We start from the raw sequence: 18,445 nt of genomic DNA, 5'->3' as shown, positions 1-18,445 counted from the left end.
GCCGACGGTCCGGTTCACATGCTGGACCGGCTGAGGGGAATCCTCGCGGATGCGGCGGCATCCTCCGCCTCGGAGGCGAGGACCTGCGACCGCTCTCGAGGAATCCGGCTCCACGCCACCGCGGACAGCACACTGGTGGCGAGGACGATGGGGATGCGCTGGCGGAAGATCAGCCCCATGTTGGCCATGGTCGTGGCGTAGGCGATGGTGCCGGGCACGATGAAGAGCAGGAGCACCAGAAGCGCCCTGCGGCTATGGCGCCAGAGCCGGGAGGCACCGCGTGCCGCGTGGAAGAGCAGGAAATACCAGATGGCCACGTCGATCTTGCCCAGCTGCAGCGCGAGGCTGCCCGGTGTCCACGGGAACGGCGACAGGACCGTATAGACCAGCTTCGTCCCGAGCGCGCTCCAGGGATCGCCGCCGTCGTGGAAGGTGACCCCGGACCCTCCGTAGGCGTTGGCCCGGCGGACGACCTCCGACTGGCCGCCGTCCAGCTGGTGCTGCATCTGCTCGAGGGGCGTGTCGCCGAGGACGTCGCCGACGAAGAGCACGGCCACGGCAAGCAGCGCGCTGAAGGCGGAGAGCTTGCGAATGGACATGTTCGACCGGGAGATCGTCAGTCCGAAGAGCAACGGTATGGCGCACATGAAGACCATGTAGGGACGCACGTACCAGAGGCACCACAGCAACGGTGCCACCCACAGGAGCCTGCTCATTTTGAAACCCGTGGCGAGGGACGTGGCGATGCCGACGCAGGAAACCACGAGGAAGGCGTTGAACCCGTCCTTGTACGTGTCCGAGGTGTGCAGGAGGAACGCGGGCATGAAGGCGGTCAGAAGCAGGAGCCGAAACGCCGCACGCTCGTCGGCTCCCACCAGCCTGGCGAACCTGTAGACGACAACGCAGAGGGCGCAGGCGAGGAGTGCCACGACGGCTGTACAGGCCAACGGCGCGGGCCCGCCGCACAGATAGACAATCATGGCGAAGACATTGCAGGGCACGGCGACGGAACGAAGCAGAGCCATGTCGTCGGACGTGATGAACGAGACACCGTCGATCCGCCAGTGGTTCGCGATCTGCATGGACAGGGCCTCGTAGTCCAGGTTGTCGCCGCCGTAGTCGATGAGGCCCGCGCGAAGCACCAGGGTATGGACGATCAGCCGCACCGCGAAGGCGGCGAGCAGAGCCGGCAACACGCGCCTCGCCGTCACCACGTCCAGGTTCGCTTTGACCAGCAGAACGAGCGTCACAGCTGCGGCGGCGACGATGACATATTCCATGAGAGCGACCTTCTGGCACAAGTAACACGGCAACGACGACGCTAACGCCGAGGGTCGCTCCATAGCGCTTTCCGCAGACCGGCATGGCCCGCTGTATCACTCCGCTTTGTGAACTCTTTTCGACCAGGTCGCTTCCTGGTGACGCCCGACGATCATCTCCAGGTAGGCCACGGGAAAACATTTCACCACTCCCCGCGACGGCGTGGGCGGAACTGACCGATTCGCTGGATAGCTTCGCGGAAGTGGGCCGCGCCCATCGGCCGGACGACGTGCTCCCCGATGACACCGTACGCGGCAGGGCCGGTTGAGCCGGCGGCGGAATCCGCCTTTCTCCCGAGCTGATTAAGTGATTCAACGAAAGGTCCCGCAGTGCAGTCAGAAAAGGAATCCGGTCCTCGGCGTATCGCGCTCCTGATCGGCCAGATAGGTTTCGGCGGCACCGAGACGCAACTGTCACTCCTGGCGCGAGAACTGCACAACAGGGGCTTTGTCGTTGACGTGCTCGTCCTGTTCGAGGGCGGCGTTCATGAGCCGGCCCTGCGCGCAGCCGGCATAGGCGTTCACCACCTCGGCTTCTCCCGGCGGCCGTCAGGTCCGGCCGCGGCGCTCAAGACGCTACGAGCCTTCGTCCGCATGGTCGCGCTGTTGCGCAGGCTCCGGCCCGACGTGCTGCACGCGTTCCTCATGGCGAGCAATCTGGTCGGGGCGCTGGCCGCGCTGCTGGCCAGGGTTCCCGTCATGATCGCCGGTTTTCGCGTGCTGAGTGACGTCGGACATGGCAGACGTTCGCCGCATTGGCGGTTGGCGCTCGGAGGCGCGCTGACGCCGATCACGAATCACGTGGTCGGCAATGCGGTCGCCGTAGCCGACGACGCCAGGACCGCCTTCGGCATTCCGTCGCACAAGATCAGCGTCATTTATAATGGAATGCCGGACTCGGCGTTCGATTCCGTCGAACCGGAGGCCATCGAGACCGACCTGCCCGTGGTGGTGTGCCTGGCCCGCATGCGCCCGGAAAAAGGGCACGCTTTCCTGCTCGACGCCGCCGCCCTGCTCTCCAGGCAGGGCACGCCCTGCACGCTGGTGCTCGTCGGCGATGGCCCGGAAGAGAACAGGGTCAAGGAACACGCGAGCAGCCTGGACATCGACGTGCGGTTCGCGGGACCCGTCAAGGACCCCAGAGCCTGGCTGGCCCGCGCCGACATCGTCGTCCTCCCGTCGACCTCGGAAGCGCTGAGCAATGCCGTCATGGAGGCGATGGCTCAGGGCCGCCCCATCGTCGCCACGGCCGTCGGCGGGACGCCGGAACTCCTTGAGGACCGGGGCGTGCTCGTGGCCCCGGCGGATCCCGTGGCTCTTGGCCAGGGCATTTCCGGTCTCCTGCGTGATCCGGAGCTCGCTGCTCACTTCGGCGCCGTCGCCCGCGCTTGGGCCGTCAAGCATCTCGATGTGGCTTCCATGGTGGAGGCCCATGTCGAGCTCTACCGTCGCCTCCTGGAAGGTCGATACGCCAGATCGCGGCCACGGGTTATTGCCCACTGATTACTTCACCCTTGCGCATTCATTCCGTCCGGCCCTGCCACAGGTCTTGGGAAAGGTAAGCCGCGACTACCGACGATCATGTCCAGGTAGGGAGCGAGAAAACATTTCACAACCCACCGTGACGGCGTGAGTGGAATTGGCTGATTCCCTAGTTAGCTTCGCGTACGTGAGCCATGTCCATCACCGAGGAGCCACATGAAGCCGGACAGTCGGATTCGCGTCATGGAGATCATCGCCAGGATGAATGTCGGTGGTGTCGCTACCGAGGTGCTGGGACTCTCCGAACGGCTGAACAAGGCAGAATTCGTCCACCGCCTCTACACCGGCCACGTCGACGAGGACGAGGGCGACCACCTCGAGCTGAAGTGTTCCAGCCTGCAGGTTCAGCGTGTTCCCGGACTCGGCCGTTCCGTCAGGCCTCTCGACGACGGCCGCGCTCTCATCCGGTTGATCTCCGCGATGCGCTCCTTCCGTCCGCACATCGTGCACACGCGTACGGCCAAAGCAGGCGCGTTGGGGCGGGTGGCCGCGAAGTTGGCGGGTGTTGGATCCGCTCGGGTGCACGTTTTTCACGGCCACCTGCTCAATGGCTATTTCAACGGCGCGAAACGCGAGATTTATGTGCGCTCCGAGCGCCTTCTGGCGAGTATGGCGGACCGCCTGGTGACCGAGGGATCCGCGGTCCGCGACGATCTGCTCCGCGCCAGGATCGGGCGCCCTGAGCAGTATGTCGTGATCCATCCTGGCGTCCGGTTGGGTTCACTGCCGGACCGCGCGACCGCCCGCCAGGCTCTCGGCCTCCCGCCGGACGCGCCCGTGGTGACGTTCGTCGGCCGGCTCACCCAGATCAAGCGGCCCGACCGGTTCGTTGCCACGGCCAACAGGATCCTCGCGCGAGTGCCGGAGTGCCGCTTCGTCATCTGCGGCGGCGGCGACCTCCTCGCGCAGGTCGAGCAGGACATCGCGCCGGTACGGCAGGCTTTCCACCTGGTCGGCTGGCGCAACGACGTGGAGACAGTCTATGCCGCGGCCGACGTGCTCCTGCTGACTTCGGACAACGAAGGCATGCCCCTCACGCTGATCGAGGCGCAGATGGCCGGCATTCCCGTGGTCGCCACCCGCGTCGGCAGCGTCGCCGAGGTCGTCCAGAGCGGGCGCACCGGACTGCTCGCCTCCACGGATCCCGCCGAACTGGCGGAGCACACCGTACAACTCCTCACAGACCCCCTGCTCGCGCGCCGGATGGGCGAGGCCGCGCGCCACTGGTCAACCGCCTCGTTCGACGTGGACCGCCTGGTCGCGGACACAGAGGCCCTATATCGATCACTGGTCGAACCGCGCCGGGATCGTCGTGTCACCACAGGAGGGATCAACAGGTGAATGTACTCGTAACTGGCGGGGCCGGCTTCATCGGCGCGAACCTCTGCCGGGCGCTTGCCGCGCGGCCCGAGATCGAGAACGTCACGGTGCTGGACGACCTGAGCAGCGGAGACCTCGCCAACCTCGACGGCGTCGCGGTGAAGTTCGTCCGCGGCAGCATCCTGGACGCCGATCTGCTGGCCGACGTCGTCGCGGACGCCACGACGGTCGTGCACCTCGCGGCGCGGCCGTCGGTGCCGAAGTCGCTGGCGGATCCGATGGCCACGCACGACGTCAACGCCACGGGCACCCTGCGTGTCCTGGAGGCGTGCCGGGCGGGGAAGCCTCATGTGATCCTCGCATCGTCGTCATCCGTCTACGGCGACTACGCGGAGCCGTTCAAGCACGAGGACCTGCCGACCAGGCCGCTCAGCCCGTACGGCGTCAGCAAGCTCGCCACAGAAGGGTACGCGCTGGCGTACGCCGCCAGCTTCGGCCTGCCTGTCCTGCCGTTCCGCTTCTTCAACGTCTATGGACCGCTCCAACCGGCCGACCACGCCTATGCGGCCGTCATCCCGTCGTTCGTGTCCAAGGCGCTGGCAGGCGGCCCGGTGCCGATCTACGGTGACGGGCTCCAGGTACGCGACTTCACCTACGTGGGAACGGTCACGGAGGCCGTCTGCGACGCCGTCACCCGGCGCGTGACCAGCAGGAAGCCGGTCAATCTCGCGTTCGGCACCCGCATGTCCCTGCTTGAGCTGAAGGACGTCCTCGCCTCGGTGCTCGGCAAGCCCGTCGAGACCGAATTCCTTCCGCCGCGGCCCGGTGACATCCGCGAGTCCCAGGCCTCCCCCCACCTGCTCAAGGAGCTGTTCCCGGGCGTGCATCCGATGTCGATCGAGGACGGGCTCCGCCAGACGGTGGCCTGGTTCGAGACGGCAATGAACGCGACCGCCGGCGTACCCGCCTGAGTCCGCCGCCATCTCCGGCCACAGAACGCATTAGCGAGGGAACCCTGTGAGTAGAGCATCGCACGCCACATATCTCATTACGGGCGGCAGCGGATTCGTCGGATCCCACCTGACCGACGCCTTGATCGCCCGCGGTGACTCCGTCGTCATTCTCGACAACCTCTCGACCGGAAGGCTCGCCAACCTCCGGCCGCATCCCAACATGCGCTTCGTCCAAGGCTCCATCCTTGACGAGCTGATCGTGGACGAGCTCGTCCACCAATGCGACGTCGTCGTCCATCTCGCTGCGGCCGTTGGCGTCAAGCTGATCGTCGACCAGCCACTCAGATCGCTGACGACCAACATCCGCGGTTCGGAGATCGTCATCGAGGCGGCGCACCGGTACCGGAAGAAGATCCTGGTCGCCAGCACGAGCGAGGTCTACGGCAAGAACTCCACCGGGCCGCTCCAGGAGGACGCCGACCGCATCCTCGGCAGCACCGCCGTTGTCCGCTGGGCCTACAGCACCGCCAAGTCCGTGGACGAGATCCTGGCCAACGCCTACCACAAGGAGCGCGGCCTGCCGGCGATCATCGTGCGGCTCTTCAACACCGTGGGGCCGCGGCAGAGCCCGGCCTACGGCATGGTGATTCCCCGCCTGGTACGGCAGGCCCTGGCCGGCGAACCGCTCACCGTCTTCGGCGACGGCACGCAGACCCGTTGCTTCGCGCACGTCGCGGACGTGGTCGATGGCCTGACCCGGCTCCTTGACGACGAGGTGGCGATCGGGCAGACCTTCAACATCGGCGCGAGCGACGAGGTGAGCATTCTGGAGCTGGCCAAGCTGATCGTCGAGCGCACGGGCTCCACGTCAGGGATCGAACTGATCCCTTATCACGAGGCCTACAAGGAGGGCTTCGAGGACATGACCCGCAGGGTCCCGGACACCACCAAGATCCGCAAGCTCACCGGCTGGGCTCCACGACACACTCTCGACGACATCCTCACCGATATCGTCCAGGAGGCCCGCGAGGAGTTCGCGGCGGCCATGCGGTGAGCGGAACGGTGACGTGGGCCGCCGGCGCAGCCGCCTGCCTGCTGAGCGCCTCGGCGGCCATCCCGTTGAAGCGACTCGCGTTGAGATGGGGCCTGACGGACCGACCCGGCGGGCACAAGTCGCACGCCCGGCCGGTCCCGTACCTGGGCGGTATCGCGATCCTGGTGGCCACGGTCCTGATCACGGCCGCCGCCACGGGCCTCGCCGACTGGCGGCTCATCGCGATCCTGCTGGGCGGCACGGCGGTGGCCGCGCTCGGGCTCATCGACGACGTCGGGTCGCTGCCGGCCGTCACCAGACTGGTGGTGGAGACGGTGGTGACTACCGCCGTCGTGCTCTCAGGAATCAGGCTCACCGTGACAGGGGGATGGCCGGATATCCCGATCACGGTGATCTGGATCGTCCTGATCACCAACTCCTTCAACCTGCTGGACAACATGGACGCTTCGCTAGGAGCTGTCACCACCGTCACCGCCGCCTTCCTGGCTGCCATGGCGCTGCTGCAGGGCCGGCCGACCATGGGAGTCTTCCTGGCGGTGCTCTCCGGCGCCGCTCTCGGCTTCCTCGTGCACAACTGGCCGCCCGCGAAAATGTTCATGGGGGATTCGGGATCGCTGTTCATCGGTTTCGCGCTCACCTGCTCCGCGGTCGTCCTGATGGCCGGACCGGGCCCCGGCGCAGTGGCGGGAGGACTGCTCCTGTGCACCTTCGTGGCGACGGTCGACACCGGGGTGGTCGTCCTGTCCCGGATGCGGGCGGGCCGGCCGCCGCTGATGGGTGGCACCGACCACGTGTCGCACCGGCTACGCAAACTGGGCTTGAACGCGCGCGTGGTGGCGGTCGTGCTGAGCGTTGTCGCCGCGCTGACCTGCGCGTTGTGCATGGCGATGATCCTGGGGCGGGTGTCGCCGCTCACCGCGGCGCTGGTCGCGGGCGGGACCGCGATCACCTGCGTGTGCCTGCTGCAAGGCGTGCACGTCTATCCGCCACGCCGTTCACTCGAGAACCCTCCACGTATCCGCGAAAGGCGGCGATGACCAGTTGGACCTGCTCTACTCCATACGGCTGGCACGTAAGAACTGGGCGCTCATCCTGCTGTCGCTGATCATCTCGGTGGGCGCCGCGCTTGTCGTGACCTCCAACATGCCGCCCAAGTACGTGGCGACGATCACCATGCTGTTCTCCAGCTACGACAAGCGGGGCGCCTTCTCGACCGCCTACCAGGTGGGCACCCTGTCGCAAGGCGCGCAGTCCTACGCCAACCTGCTCACGAGCAGGAGCATGGTCAGCCAGATCACGACGCCTGAGGACGTTCCGCGCCTGCAGCAGAACATCGCCGCGGAGGTCGTGCCGGGAACGGTGCTGCTACGCGCGACGGTCAGCGACCAGAACGCGGCGCGCGCCGCCTCCCTGGCCAACGCCCTGGGAGCCAAGTTCGCGCTCCTCGTCGACCAAATCGAGCGGCCGACGCCCACCAGCCGGCCGACGGTCAAGGTCACCATCGTGGACCAGGCAGAGGTCCCCAAGGAGCCCGTCAGCCCCATGCCCATGGTGAACATCCTGGTCGCCATACTGATCGCGCTGGTCGTCGCGTTCAGCTCACTCATCCTGCGCGACCGGCTGGACACCACGATCAAGAGCCCCGATGAGCTGCAGCACCATTCGGACACCTCCACGCTGGGCATCATCGGCTACGAGCGCGCGGCCCGACGTCACCCGCTGATCCTGCGGCCGCACGGGCGGTCGAGCAGAGCCGAGGCGTTCCGCTCGCTCCGTACCAACCTGCAGTTCATCGGGATCGACAAGCAGCCCAAGTCGCTGGTGATCACCAGCTGCCTGCCGAACGAGGGCAAGTCCTCGACCTGCTCCAACCTTGCCATCACACTCACGCAGGCGGGCTGGCGAGTGCTGCTCGTGGACGCCGACCTGCGCCGTCCGCGCCTTCCCGACTACTTCGGGATCGAGGGCGCGGTCGGTCTGACGGACGTGCTCATCGGCAAGGCCATGCTGGGCGAGGTGATCCAGACGTGGGGCGAGCCGCGGCTCTCCCTGCTGCCCAGCGGCCAGATCCCGCCTAACCCGAGCGAGCTGCTCGGCTCCCGCATGATGCGCCAGCTGCTCGACCAGCTCACCGACAAGTATGACATCGTGATCATCGATGCGCCGCCGCTGCTGCCCGTCACCGACGCCGCCACTCTTGCGGCGGTCTGCGACGGCGTGCTGCTCGTCGCCAAGTACGGCAAGACGCGGCAGGAGCACATCCAGCGGGCCATGGAGCAGCTGAGGTCCGTCAAGGCCAGGATCGTCGGCACCGTGCTCAACTTCGTCCCGGCCAAGGCCGGCAAGTACGGGGGCTACGGATACGGCTATGGATATTACGAGTCGGAGCCGGCCAAGGAAGAGGCCAAGGACAGCGTCATGACGACGACGGCTGTGTGAGCAGTTCCAGCGGGACGGAGAGTGCCTTGGCGATTCTCCGTCCCGCCGCCTTGTGCGCCCAGCTCCAGCGGCCCATGGGATCGGGGATGTCCGGTCGGTCCACCTTGACCAGGCCACGCAGTGCCTGCGCCTGCTCGACCAGCGCGTGTGCGCGCCGTACGGCATCCCGGTGACGCGTGATCTCCTCGCGCTCCGCCGCCGCGGCGAGGGCGCCGAACTCGACCATCGTAAAGACGCGGGGCGCGGCCTGCAGGTGCGTCGTCACCGCCTGCGCCCGATGCTCCCTGGCGGCGGTCAGCACCAGATCGGCGCCGGCCAGCAGCTTCGCGGTCAGCGGCTGCGAGACGAACCCGGTCGGATCACCGCCGAGACGTATCAGGACCTGCCGGGCCCTCTCGGCCATCGCCACGCCGGGCTCGGCGTGGGTGCCCGCGCTCGTCACCAGGAACGGCGGGCCGAGGACCGACCGGGTCAGCCGCTCGGCCAGCGGAGAGCGGCACATGTTGCCCGTGCACACGAACAGGATGTGAAAGCGGGCCTCCCCTGACGTCATGGGCGTGACGATAGGAGGAGCAGGCCCGGTGGCCTGTGACGGCGCACCGGGCTTTACCTCTTCTGGCCCTCGGTGTCACGAACCACCGGGACGCAGGGCCCGCGGTTCTCCATGACTCTCGTCTGCTGCGGGCGGGCCAGCGGCTGCACGGGCACCACCGGCGGCGTGGCCGAGGTGGGTTCCAGCATGACGAACTCCAACGTCCGGGTCTGCCTTGGAGCGAACTGCAGGACGGTGGAGTAGACGGGGTGGGACCGCTCGACTTCCTGGATGACCGGGGCGGGCTTCCCGTCGATGTGCACGGCCTGCAGCTTGGCGCCGACCGCGCCGTAGAACGACACCCACACCAGATTGGACCCGACCGGGCGGGGTTTCGAGGTGTCGAGCCGGTCGGTGACGTACGAGGGCAGCTTCCTGCGCGGCACGTCATTGCCGAGCCGGATCCGCGCCCTCGTGACCCGCCGCCCGTCGGTGCGGCAGGCGTCCAGCTCATAGTGGAGCGAGCGGTCCAGGTAGTAGTCGAGCTTGGTGCCGGCGGAGTTGTTGATCACGAGCCCGGCGAACGGCCCGGGCTCGCTCGGCAGCACGCCGCCGAGCGGGGTCGCCTCCAGGCGTTCCTGTTCGGCGTCCCTGCGGCTCCAGACCTGGATCCTCCGCTCGTTCAGGAGTTTCGACAAGGTAGGGAGCGCCGCCATGAAATCCAGATGCTCTCTGGTCAGCGCTTCGCTCACCGCGACGGCGACCGTGATGAGGAACCTCTTGCGGTCGAGCGGGTCGGCGTAGCGGGCGTAGGCCGCTCCCTCGGTGAGAAAGACCACGTTGTCCGCGGTCACCGTCTCGCCGGTGGGCAGTTTGACGGGACCGATCAGCTTCAGCAGGTAGGACAGGCCGACCGGATCGGTCGCGATCGCGCCGTCCAGCTCCCGGCCGGTCTGCCGACGCCACAGCGCCGTCCAGGTCTCCGCCGCGTACGGGAAGTGCGGGGAGAGATTGGAATTGGACAGCAGGGAGACCGCGCTGGGTCCGTAGCGTGCGCTGAAGTCCGTGCCGTGATCCGCGACCTGGGCCGAGCCGGACTCCAGATCGTAGTTGGGGGAGAGCCGTTCGATGCTGATGCGGCCCTGGCCGGCCTTCAGAATGCCGAACGCGCCGACCAGCCCTCCGGTTCCGCGTGCTTCGGCGTTGGTCTGGAAGGCCAGGAAGTAGCGGCGTGTGCCATGTCCGCCCAACATCGGGGGCAGCAGGGCGGCGGCGTGGTCGGCGGCGCCGATCCAGCCGCTCAGGCGTTCGACTTCGTCCAGAGCGGCGGCACGGGCCTGGTCGATCTGGTCCGAGCCGGTGTCGCCAGGGGTGGCCGCCAGGCGGGACCACGTCCGATCGATGCGGTCGGAGGCGGCACGCAGGGCCGGCGCAGCGGCTTCCAGACCGGCCAGCAGGGACCCCATGTCGCCCATGGAGACCCCCTTGGCCGTCATCAGCCCCGCGCCGGCCTGCTGGGCGCCCGTCAGGGCACTCGTCAGCTCCGCCGCCGTCTCGGCCAGCCCGCGGATGGTCGTCGCGCCCTCTCCCACCACGGGAGCGTGGGTGAGCAACGACCAGTCCAGGCCGCTGGTGAGCCGGCGTGCCTCTTCCGCACGCCGTTTCGCGTTCGCGAGCGCCGCGGCCGATCCGGCCGGGTCACTCATGCGGAGCCGGACCAGCGCGTCCCTGGTCGCCTGCAGGTGATCCCGCACGCTCAGGCCGAGGTACGCCGACCAACTCGTGGCCAGCGCGAGGCCTGCCGAGGAGCAGAGCAGACCTGTGACGACGCGCCGGCGCTTCTTACTTGGCACCGGCAGCGCGGCGACGCCGTACGGCGATGATCGTGCCCGCGGCTCCGATGATCAGCAGGCCCGCGCCCGCCGCGGCCAAAGTCGACAGGGGCGCGCCGGTGAACGGCAGCTCCTCGCCGTGCTCCTCGGGACTGCGGAAGTTGTGGTGGAAGTCACGCGCACCGCGGTCATCGACCTCGACGTCCACGAACGACTGGTTGCGGTTGAACAGCGCGTCATCGTCCTCGTCACGGTCGCTCTCGAACTCCGTCTCCCGCGGGTCGATCTCGATCTCCTCCACCTCTGTCTTGGTGGCGGTGGGCGTAGGCGGGTACGCCGTGGTGGTGGTCGGCGAGATGGTTGTGGTAGGTGAGATCGTCGTGGTGGGTGCGCCCATCGGATACACCTGGTCGATCGGCGTCGCGGTCGCGAACGCCAGTCCGGCGCTCCCCAACGCGAGTCCGCCCCCGAGCACTGCCGCGACCAATACTGGTTTTGTGATCTTGTCTGGCATTTCGGTCTCCCGTAACGGTTCCTCGGCCAAGCGAACATTTCGCCCGGAATGCTGGCGACATGTTCGCTACGGAACGGTTATATGCGGTGAGCCCATGGATACTCCTTCCCCCGTACGTTTCTTGCCAAATGGTCACTGAAGGTTCTCCGTACTTTGACGATCGGAACCGATCTCGCCGCTTAGGCCCTTTGACGTGGGCTCTGACCAGGGAGAACGCCGATCGGGTGCGGCGGCGCGGGCCGTGGATCCTCATCGGTCGGGCGCGCGCTGCCGGGTGCCGCCATTCGATTCGCCCGCACACTCGGCAGGCCCTTTATGCCGTGAGTACGACGATTTCCTGCCACCCTCAGAAAAGAGTGGAAATTTCGCCCAAAAAGGGCCTATCGCGCACCTCGTCGAAGGGGGCGCGGTCGCCGTCGAGGTGACGTGGGCGGGGCCGGCTGCGTCCGCCGTCGCGCCGGACCGTCTCCGTGCCATCGAGTCGCTCCGTCCGGTGCGGGGTTCGCGGCGCGGCTCGCGGGCGCCCCCCGGGGGGCCTTTTCTGCTCATTCGGAGCTCCAACAGCAGGTCAAGGCGACTTTTTCGAGCCTGCCCGAGTGCTTTCTCCGGATGAGCGGCACGCACCGTCCTGGCCGCTGAATTCCGCCGTCCACCAGGCGATTCATGGCGGGCCAGCCACCTGCCGCCGGAATTCGAGCGGGCTCGCGGTCGCGTCCGTGGCATAAAGCGCGTGAGCTGGGTATGTCTTGGTGCCGGATCGCCGAGCCGGGCGGCGGTCCGGAAGATGTCGGACGCGGCTGCTACGGTCCCCGTCCAACGGTCAGTAACTCGAGAGTCCAGGGGGCAGACACCGGTGGGATAGGCGTGGAAAGCTGTGTCTGTGAAGACACCCACAGTGAACAGGCGCACCGACCAGCGCCATCCTGGGGGTCGGATATCCAGCTGCAAGCGGGCTGCAAGCCGTACAAAATGGAATTAGGGCTGGGCGTGTCGCGTGGCGAATGCGGAATCGTCGGTTACCGTCCAATGAGTAGGGACGTGCCGATTACGGTGAGTTCCTGAAGAAAGGACAAGCCGATGGGGGCAGTACGCAAGGTGGTGAGCTACCTTGGCCTGAGCGGGGTCGATCACTACGACGAGGGTTATGACGACGACGACGGCTACGAGGACGAGTATGTCCCCGCGACCGAGCGGGCCGCCCGGCGGTGGCGCGCGAACGTCGACGCCTCGCGCATCGTGATGATCCAGCCGCTCAAGTACAACGACGCGCCGTTGATCGGTCAGCACTTCCGTGAAGGCCAGACGGTGATCATGGACGTCTCGGGCATGGCGATGCCTGAGGCGACGAGGATGGTCGACTTCGCCGCCGGCCTGGCCTATGGGTGCGAGGGGCGGATCGAGCGCATCGCCGACCGCGTCTTCCTGCTCGCGCCCGCGCACGTGGAGATCGAGACCACCTGAGCCAGGCGCCGGCCTCGGCCGGCGAGCTATCCGGCGCGCGGGCCGCGACGGATCAGCCGGGTCAGCTCGGTTGCGTCCTCCGCGGCCTGTTTCGCGCGCGTGTCCGCCTCCCGCGCGTAGGCGTGCAGGGCCCACACCGCGCCCTCCGCCAGCTCTCTCAGCTCGTTGACCTGCGCGGCCGCGTACCGGGCGTCGGCCTCGACGAGCTTGCGGCGCTGCCAGAGCTGCCAGCCCCCCAGGCCGAGCATGGCCACCCCGGCGGCGGCGAGCAGGATGCTGGCGAACACCGCGCCGACGATGCAGGCGACCCCCGCCACGAGCAGCACCATGGCCGCCCACGGACGGGGGCGGGGAGCGAAGCCGTCCGCGATGATCGCGCTCTCGGCGACGGCGAGCGACGACGGCTCGGGCCCCTCAGGGCGGAGCTCGATGCGGTGGCCCAGCAGCGCCACGACGAGCGTGGCGGGCGGCGCGAGGCGGCTGTCGGCCTCGAGCTCTTCGGCCACGCCGCGCAGGACCGGCGCCGCCACATGCAGGGCGATGGCGGCGAGGTGCGGGTCGGCGCCGGGACGAAGGTCCTCGAGCAGGTACGTGCTGAGCGAGGCCATCGGCCCGGCCGGGCCGCCCGAGCCGATCAGGGAGCGGAGGACGGCCAGCGGTTCGTCCTCGGCCCAGGTCGTGGCCGGGCTGCCGGAGCTGTTGTCGAGCGGGGCGGAGATGTCGCGCTCGCCCTGCCGCGTCGAGGTGATCTCCGCGCACCGACCGCGCAGCCTGGCCAGCCGGGCGGCCGCCACCGCGGGCCTGGCCAGCTCGGGGATCTCCGCCATCTCCGGGAAGTCGACCAGCGAGGGCGGGACGACGACCGACGGCTCGCCCGGCGCGAGCGCCTGCACCCACTGATCAGGGTCGGTGTGCTCCTGCACGGCCAGGGCGTCGAGCTTGCGCAGCACGAAGATCTTGCCGGCGGGGCCGTACGCGCCCCTGGCGGCGGCCAGCCAGAGCGAGCGCTGGCCGTGGGAGACCGGCCGTTCGAGTGAGAGCTCGCCGAAGGCGGTGCCGAGCCAGGAGGCGTGGATGCGGCTGCCCTGCCCGGACACCGCGAGTGCCAGGCAGAGGAAGAGCGCGGTCTGCTGCTGGTCGCGGCCCGCGGCCTTGCTCAGCGGCTCCAGCGGGTCCTCGCCCGCGAGGATGGCGACGAGGGCTTCGACGGCCGGAGGCAGCCAATAACCAGGTACGTCGCGGAAACTTGGTGTGGCGGGAGGCGCGGCGCCCTTGGCGGCGAGGTGCGCAAGCAGTGCCTCGGCGTAGCGATGCACCTCCGCAGCCGCAGGGGGACTCGCAGACAGGTCAGTGCTCAAGGCAGAGAACTCCCCCATTTCGGCCTCTGTTCAGGACCGCGCAAAAGCCTAGCCGTTGGGGCGCGTCAACCAGGTGAAGACGCGCCCACGACGGATCTACGGACTTTGCGCAGTTACATACGTTCGGGGACAGGGACGCCCAGAAGGTCGAGCCCGGTCTCCAGCACCCGCAGGACCAGCGAGCAGAGGGCCAGTCGCCGCTGCCTGGTCTCCGGGTCGACGCCCTCCTTGACCACCGGGCACTCGTCGTAGAACGTGCTGAACAGGCTGGCGGTCTGGAAGAGGAAGGCGCACAGCCGGTGCGGCTCGGACGCGGCGGTGACCTGGGAGATCAGCTCGCCGAAGCCCAGCACGTGGAGGCCGAGGGCGCGCTCGGCGGGCGCGGCCAGCACGAGCGGCCCTGCCGCGTCGGCCGGGTCGACCCCCGCCTTGCGGAAGATGGAGCGGATCCGGGCCGTCGCGTACTGCATGTAGGGGCCGGTGTTGCCGGTGAAGGCGAGCATGCGGTCGAAGTCGAAGACGTACTCGCTGTCGTGGCTGACCGACAAATCGGCATATTTCACCGCGCCCATGCCGACGGCGTGGGCGATGTCCTTGGTCGTGGCCTCGTCGTAGCCCCGTTCGGCGATGGCCGCCGTGGCCCGGTCGACGGCCTCCTGCAGCAGGTCCATCAGCTTGACGGACTCGCCGGAGCGGGTCTTGAACCTGCGCCCGTCCTTGCCCAGCATCATGCCGATCTGGACGTGCTCGGGGGACACCGTGTCGGGCAGCCAGCCCGCCAGCCGCGCCGCGGCGAACACCATCCGGAAGTGCAGCGCCTGATCGGCGCCCACGACATAGAGGATGCGCTCGGCCTTCAGGTCGTGGACGCGGTAGCGGATCGCCGCCATGTCGGTGGTGGCGTAGCCGTAACCGCCGTCGCTCTTCCTGATGATGAGCGGCAGCGGCTTGTCGTCGGAGCCGGTGAAGCCGGGCGGGAACACGCAGAGCGCGCCCTCGCTGATCACCGCCGTCCCGGCCGCCTCCAGATCGTCGCACGTCTGCTGCAGCATGGGGTTGTACATGCTCTCGCCGGCGATGTCGGCGTCGGTGAGCGTCACGCCCAGCAGGGCGTAGATCTTGTTGAAGTAGCGGACGGTCGCGTCCATGAACACGTGCCAGAGCCGCAGCGTGTCGGGGTCGCCCGACTGCAGCGTGGTCACCCGCACCCGGGCACGCTGCCGGAACGCGTCGTCGGCGTCGAACTTGGCCCGCGCCGCCTGGTAGAACTCCGTGCCCTGGCCGGCCTCCAGCTGCGCGACCGCGGCCGCCTCGCCGATGTCGAGCAGGTGCTCGATGAGCATGCCGAACGGCGTGCCCCAGTCGCCCAGGTGGTTCTGCCTGATCACGGTGTTGCCGAGGTGCTCGTGCAGCCTGGCCAGCGAGTCGCCCACGATCGTGGTGCGCAGGTGGCCGACGTGCATCTCCTTGGCCGCGTTGGGCGCGGAGTAGTCGATCACCACGATCTGCGACGGCGTGATCGTGCCGACGCCGAGCCGCGGGTCGGCCAGCATCCGCGTGGCCTCGGACTCGATCCAGGACCCGTCGAGCGTGATGTTGAGGAAGCCGGGGCCGCTGACCTCGACCGTGCCGGGGAAGTCGGACAGCTCCGCCTTGATCGCCTCGGCGACCTCCCGCGGCGCCCGTCGCAGTCGCTTCGCCAGGCTCATCGCGACGTTCGCCTGGAAGTCGGCGAACTGGGACGGCCGGATCAGCGGGTCTGCGTCGGCGTGCTCGGAGCCGAACGCGCGGGCCAGCGCCTGCTGGACGCGCTCGGTGAGCATTATCTGCGGGTCGGTCATGTTCTAAGGGTACCGGCGACCTTGACAGCGACGCTTATCATTAGCGCCGCCACGACCGAGATGCCGACGGCGGTCAGATCGTCACTGAGGTCGCCGGGTTCGAGCGCGAAGAACCGCCTGACGAAGGGGATCGCCAGCCCGGTCGCGAACACCGCCGCCATGGCGCCGACCAGGGCGATCCGCCACCAGTTGAGCGGTCTGGCGATCAGCACCAGCACCCACCAGGTGGTGAGGAAGAGCGTGATCACCGCCGACGTCTGGTCCTCGACGAGGGTGGACGTGCCGCTGTGCGCGGCCCGGAACGACACCAGCACCGCCGCCGCGCACAGCACCCCGGCCGGTACGGCGAAGCGCAGCACCCTGCGGACGAAACCGGGCTTCGAGCGTTCGAGCGTGGGCGCGAGGGCGAGGAAGAGCGCGGGGACGCCGATGGTGAGGGCGTTCGTCAGGGTGGAGTGGCGGGGCGCGAACGGGAACATCACCCCGGCCACCCCCACGCACAGCGACAGCACGATGGCGTAGAAGGTCTTGGTGAGGAAGAGGTTGGAGACCCGTTCGATGTTGGCCAGCACCCGCCGGCCCTCGCCCACGACGTGCGGCAGCGTGGCGAACCTGTCGTCCAGCAGCACCACCTGAGCCACGGCCTTGGTGGCCGGGCTGCCCGCCCCCATCGCGATGCCCAGGTCGGCGTCCTTCAGCGCCAGCACGTCGTTGACGCCGTCGCCGGTCATGGCCACGGTGTGGCCCCGCGCCTGGAGCGCCCCGACGAACTCGCGCTTCTGCTGGGGGCTGACGCGGCCGAAGACGGTGTGGGATTCGAGCAGTTCGCCCAGCTTCTCCGGGTCGTCGTGGGGGAGGGTCCGCGCGTCCACGGAACGGTGGGCGTCCGGGATGTCCAGGCCGGCGGCGATGGCGGAGACGGCGACCGGGCTGTCGCCGGAGATGATCTTGACGGTGACGCCCTGTCCGGCGAAGTAACGCAGGGTCTCCCGGGCGTCGGGCCTGATGCGCTGCTTGAACGTGACGAGCGCCACCGGCTCCGCTCCCTCGCCCGCGGGGAGCGCGGCCACGCGGCAGAGCGCGAGCACCCGGGTGCCGGTGGCGGCCAGCTCGACGGCCCTGTCGTAGCCGTCCCCGCCGTCGAGCAGCACGTCGGGAGCTCCCAGCACCCACGCGCCCCGCTCGCCGAAGTCGGCCCCGCTCCACTTGCGCGCCGACGAGAACGGCACCGTCGTCGCGGCCGTCCACCCGTCTTCCGGGGCCGGGTAGCGGGCCCGTACGGCCTCGGCCGTGGCGTTCGGGTGGCGGTCGAGGTGGGCCAGGGCGGCCAGCGCGTCCTCGATCGGGTGGCCGTCACGCAGGGGCAGCACCCGGTCGAGGTCCATGCCGCCGGCGGTGAGCGTGCCCGTCTTGTCCAGGCAGAGCACGTCCACCCGGGCCAGGCCCTCGATCGCGGGCAGCTCCTGGACCAGGCACTTGTGCCGGCCGAGGCGTATGACGCCGACGGCGAACGCGATCGAGGTCATCAGCACCAGCCCCTCGGGGATCATGGTGACGATGCCCGCGACCGCGCCGGTGATCGCGGTGCCGAAGTCCGCCGAGTGCTTGAGCTGGCTGTAGATCAGCAGGGCGCCGATCGGGACGACCAGCCAGGTGATGTACTTGATGAAGTTCGCCACGCCCTCGCGCAGCTCGGAATGGGCGAGGTGGAATCTGCTCGCCTCTTCGGCCAGCTTCACGGCGTACGCGTCGGTGCCGACCCGCGTGGCCACGAACGCGCCCGCGCCCGCCACCGCGAAGCTGCCCGACAGCACCCGGTCGCCCGGCAGCTTGTGCACGGGATCGGCCTCGCCGGTCAGCAGCGACTCGTCCACCTCCAGCCCGTCGGACTCGACCATCTCGCCGTCGACCAGCAGGCGGTCACCCGGCCCCAGCAGGACGAGGTCGCCCAGCACCACCTGGTGCGGCTGGACCTGCCGCTCCGCGCCGTCGCGCCGTACCCTGACCGGCGTCTCGTTGATCACCGCGAGCTTGTCGAGCGTGCGCTTCGCCCGTAACTCCTGGACGATCCCGATCAGCACGTTGGCCACGATGACCAGCCCGAACAGGCTGTCCTGCCACTCGCCGAAGATCAGGACCAGCGCCCAGAGCACGCCGATGACGAGGTTGAACAGGGTGAAGACGTTCGCCCTGACGATCGCGCTCAGCGATCTGCTCGACCGCCGCGGCACGTGGTTGGCCTTCGCCCCCGCCGCCTGTGCCGAAGTGAGCCCATGCACC

The 18,445-nt window shown here is 68.5% G+C and carries 14 protein-coding genes; 7 read left to right on the top strand and 7 right to left on the bottom strand.

Annotation, left to right across the window (positions count from 1 at the left end; translation table 11 throughout):
• Positions 1-14: 14 nt before the first annotated feature.
• Positions 15-1,280, bottom strand: a complete 1,266-nt coding sequence (locus tag AB0H84_RS16985) for a hypothetical protein (RefSeq protein WP_357604230.1) — start codon at positions 1,278-1,280, stop codon at positions 15-17.
• 369 nt (positions 1,281-1,649) lie between these two features.
• On the opposite strand from AB0H84_RS16985, the gene AB0H84_RS16980 reads away from it, so the two are divergent.
• The 6 genes from AB0H84_RS16980 (at position 1,650) to AB0H84_RS16955 (ending at position 8,627) form a co-directional block, all read left to right on the top strand.
• Positions 1,650-2,822 carry a glycosyltransferase gene (locus AB0H84_RS16980; protein ID WP_357604228.1) on the top strand — a complete coding sequence of 391 codons (1,173 nt, stop codon included), beginning with the start codon at positions 1,650-1,652 and terminating at the stop codon, positions 2,820-2,822.
• A gap of 222 nt (positions 2,823-3,044) precedes the next feature.
• Entirely contained in the window at positions 3,045-4,202 is a 1,158-nt protein-coding gene (locus tag AB0H84_RS16975) for a glycosyltransferase (protein WP_357604226.1), read from the top strand.
• Positions 4,199-5,152 (top strand): NAD-dependent epimerase/dehydratase family protein, encoded by a 954-nt coding sequence (locus AB0H84_RS16970; RefSeq protein ID WP_357604224.1) that lies wholly within the window; start codon positions 4,199-4,201, stop codon positions 5,150-5,152. Before AB0H84_RS16975 ends, AB0H84_RS16970 begins: the two co-directional genes overlap by 4 nt.
• 46 nt (positions 5,153-5,198) lie before the next feature.
• The gene (locus tag AB0H84_RS16965) at positions 5,199-6,188 is read left to right on the top strand and encodes a GDP-mannose 4,6-dehydratase (RefSeq protein WP_357604221.1); all 990 of its coding nucleotides are present in this window, start codon (positions 5,199-5,201) and stop codon (positions 6,186-6,188) included.
• Positions 6,185-7,225, top strand: a complete 1,041-nt coding sequence (locus AB0H84_RS16960; RefSeq protein ID WP_357604219.1) for an MraY family glycosyltransferase — start codon at positions 6,185-6,187, stop codon at positions 7,223-7,225. The genes AB0H84_RS16965 and AB0H84_RS16960 overlap by 4 nt, the downstream gene beginning before the upstream one ends.
• 4 nt (positions 7,226-7,229) lie before the next feature.
• Positions 7,230-8,627, top strand: coding sequence for a polysaccharide biosynthesis tyrosine autokinase (locus AB0H84_RS16955; RefSeq protein ID WP_357604217.1), 1,398 nt, complete (start codon positions 7,230-7,232; stop codon positions 8,625-8,627).
• On the opposite strand, the gene AB0H84_RS16950 is transcribed toward AB0H84_RS16955, so the two are convergent.
• Genes AB0H84_RS16950 through AB0H84_RS16940 form a run of 3 tightly spaced genes read right to left on the bottom strand, consistent with a single transcriptional unit; the run spans position 8,605 to position 11,505 of the window.
• On the bottom strand, positions 8,605-9,180 hold the full coding sequence (locus tag AB0H84_RS16950) for a hypothetical protein (RefSeq protein ID WP_357604215.1): 576 nt from the start codon (positions 9,178-9,180) through the stop codon (positions 8,605-8,607). The two genes, AB0H84_RS16955 and AB0H84_RS16950, sit on opposite strands and share 23 nt — an antisense overlap.
• Positions 9,181-9,233: 53 nt before the next feature.
• On the bottom strand, positions 9,234-11,012 hold the full coding sequence (locus tag AB0H84_RS16945; RefSeq protein ID WP_357604213.1) for a DUF4012 domain-containing protein: 1,779 nt from the start codon (positions 11,010-11,012) through the stop codon (positions 9,234-9,236).
• Positions 11,002-11,505 (bottom strand): hypothetical protein, encoded by a 504-nt coding sequence (locus AB0H84_RS16940; RefSeq protein WP_357604211.1) that lies wholly within the window; start codon positions 11,503-11,505, stop codon positions 11,002-11,004. Before AB0H84_RS16940 ends, AB0H84_RS16945 begins: the two co-directional genes overlap by 11 nt.
• 1,077 nt (positions 11,506-12,582) lie before the next feature.
• On the opposite strand from AB0H84_RS16940, the gene AB0H84_RS16935 reads away from it, so the two are divergent.
• Positions 12,583-12,966, top strand: coding sequence for a cell division protein SepF (locus AB0H84_RS16935; protein ID WP_345001363.1), 384 nt, complete (start codon positions 12,583-12,585; stop codon positions 12,964-12,966).
• A gap of 26 nt (positions 12,967-12,992) precedes the next feature.
• Here AB0H84_RS16935 and AB0H84_RS16930 read toward each other — a convergent pair whose 3' ends face one another.
• The 3 genes from AB0H84_RS16930 to AB0H84_RS16920 form a co-directional block, all read right to left on the bottom strand.
• Positions 12,993-14,324 carry a hypothetical protein gene (locus AB0H84_RS16930; RefSeq protein WP_357604209.1) on the bottom strand — a complete coding sequence of 444 codons (1,332 nt, stop codon included), beginning with the start codon at positions 14,322-14,324 and terminating at the stop codon, positions 12,993-12,995.
• Positions 14,325-14,437: 113 nt separating this feature from the next.
• The gene (argS, locus tag AB0H84_RS16925) at positions 14,438-16,165 is read right to left on the bottom strand and encodes an arginine--tRNA ligase (RefSeq protein WP_357604208.1); all 1,728 of its coding nucleotides are present in this window, start codon (positions 16,163-16,165) and stop codon (positions 14,438-14,440) included.
• Entirely contained in the window at positions 16,162-18,444 is a 2,283-nt protein-coding gene (locus AB0H84_RS16920) for an HAD-IC family P-type ATPase (RefSeq protein WP_357604206.1), read from the bottom strand. Before AB0H84_RS16920 ends, argS begins: the two co-directional genes overlap by 4 nt.
• Position 18,445 lies beyond the last annotated feature (1 nt).

Origin of the sequence: Nonomuraea sp. NPDC050786, from assembly GCF_040654115.1 — a bacterium.
Classification (GTDB): Bacteria; Actinomycetota; Actinomycetes; order Streptosporangiales; family Streptosporangiaceae; genus Nonomuraea.
Note: the sequence above shows the minus strand (reverse complement) of the source record. Positions and strands in the feature narration are given on the sequence as shown.

Excerpts from the sequence above, each read along its gene's own strand:
- AB0H84_RS16975 (WP_357604226.1), top strand. The coding sequence starts at position 3,045 with ATGGAGATCATCGCCAGGATGAATGTCGGTGGTGTCGCTACCGAGGTG.
- AB0H84_RS16940 (WP_357604211.1), bottom strand. The coding sequence starts at position 11,505 with ATGCCAGACAAGATCACAAAACCAGTATTGGTCGCGGCAGTGCTCGGG.
- AB0H84_RS16935 (WP_345001363.1), top strand. The coding sequence starts at position 12,583 with ATGGGGGCAGTACGCAAGGTGGTGAGCTACCTTGGCCTGAGCGGGGTC.
- argS (WP_357604208.1), bottom strand. The coding sequence starts at position 16,165 with ATGACCGACCCGCAGATAATGCTCACCGAGCGCGTCCAGCAGGCGCTG.
- AB0H84_RS16950 (WP_357604215.1), bottom strand. The coding sequence starts at position 9,180 with ATGACGTCAGGGGAGGCCCGCTTTCACATCCTGTTCGTGTGCACGGGC.
- AB0H84_RS16985 (WP_357604230.1), bottom strand. The coding sequence starts at position 1,280 with ATGGAATATGTCATCGTCGCCGCCGCAGCTGTGACGCTCGTTCTGCTG.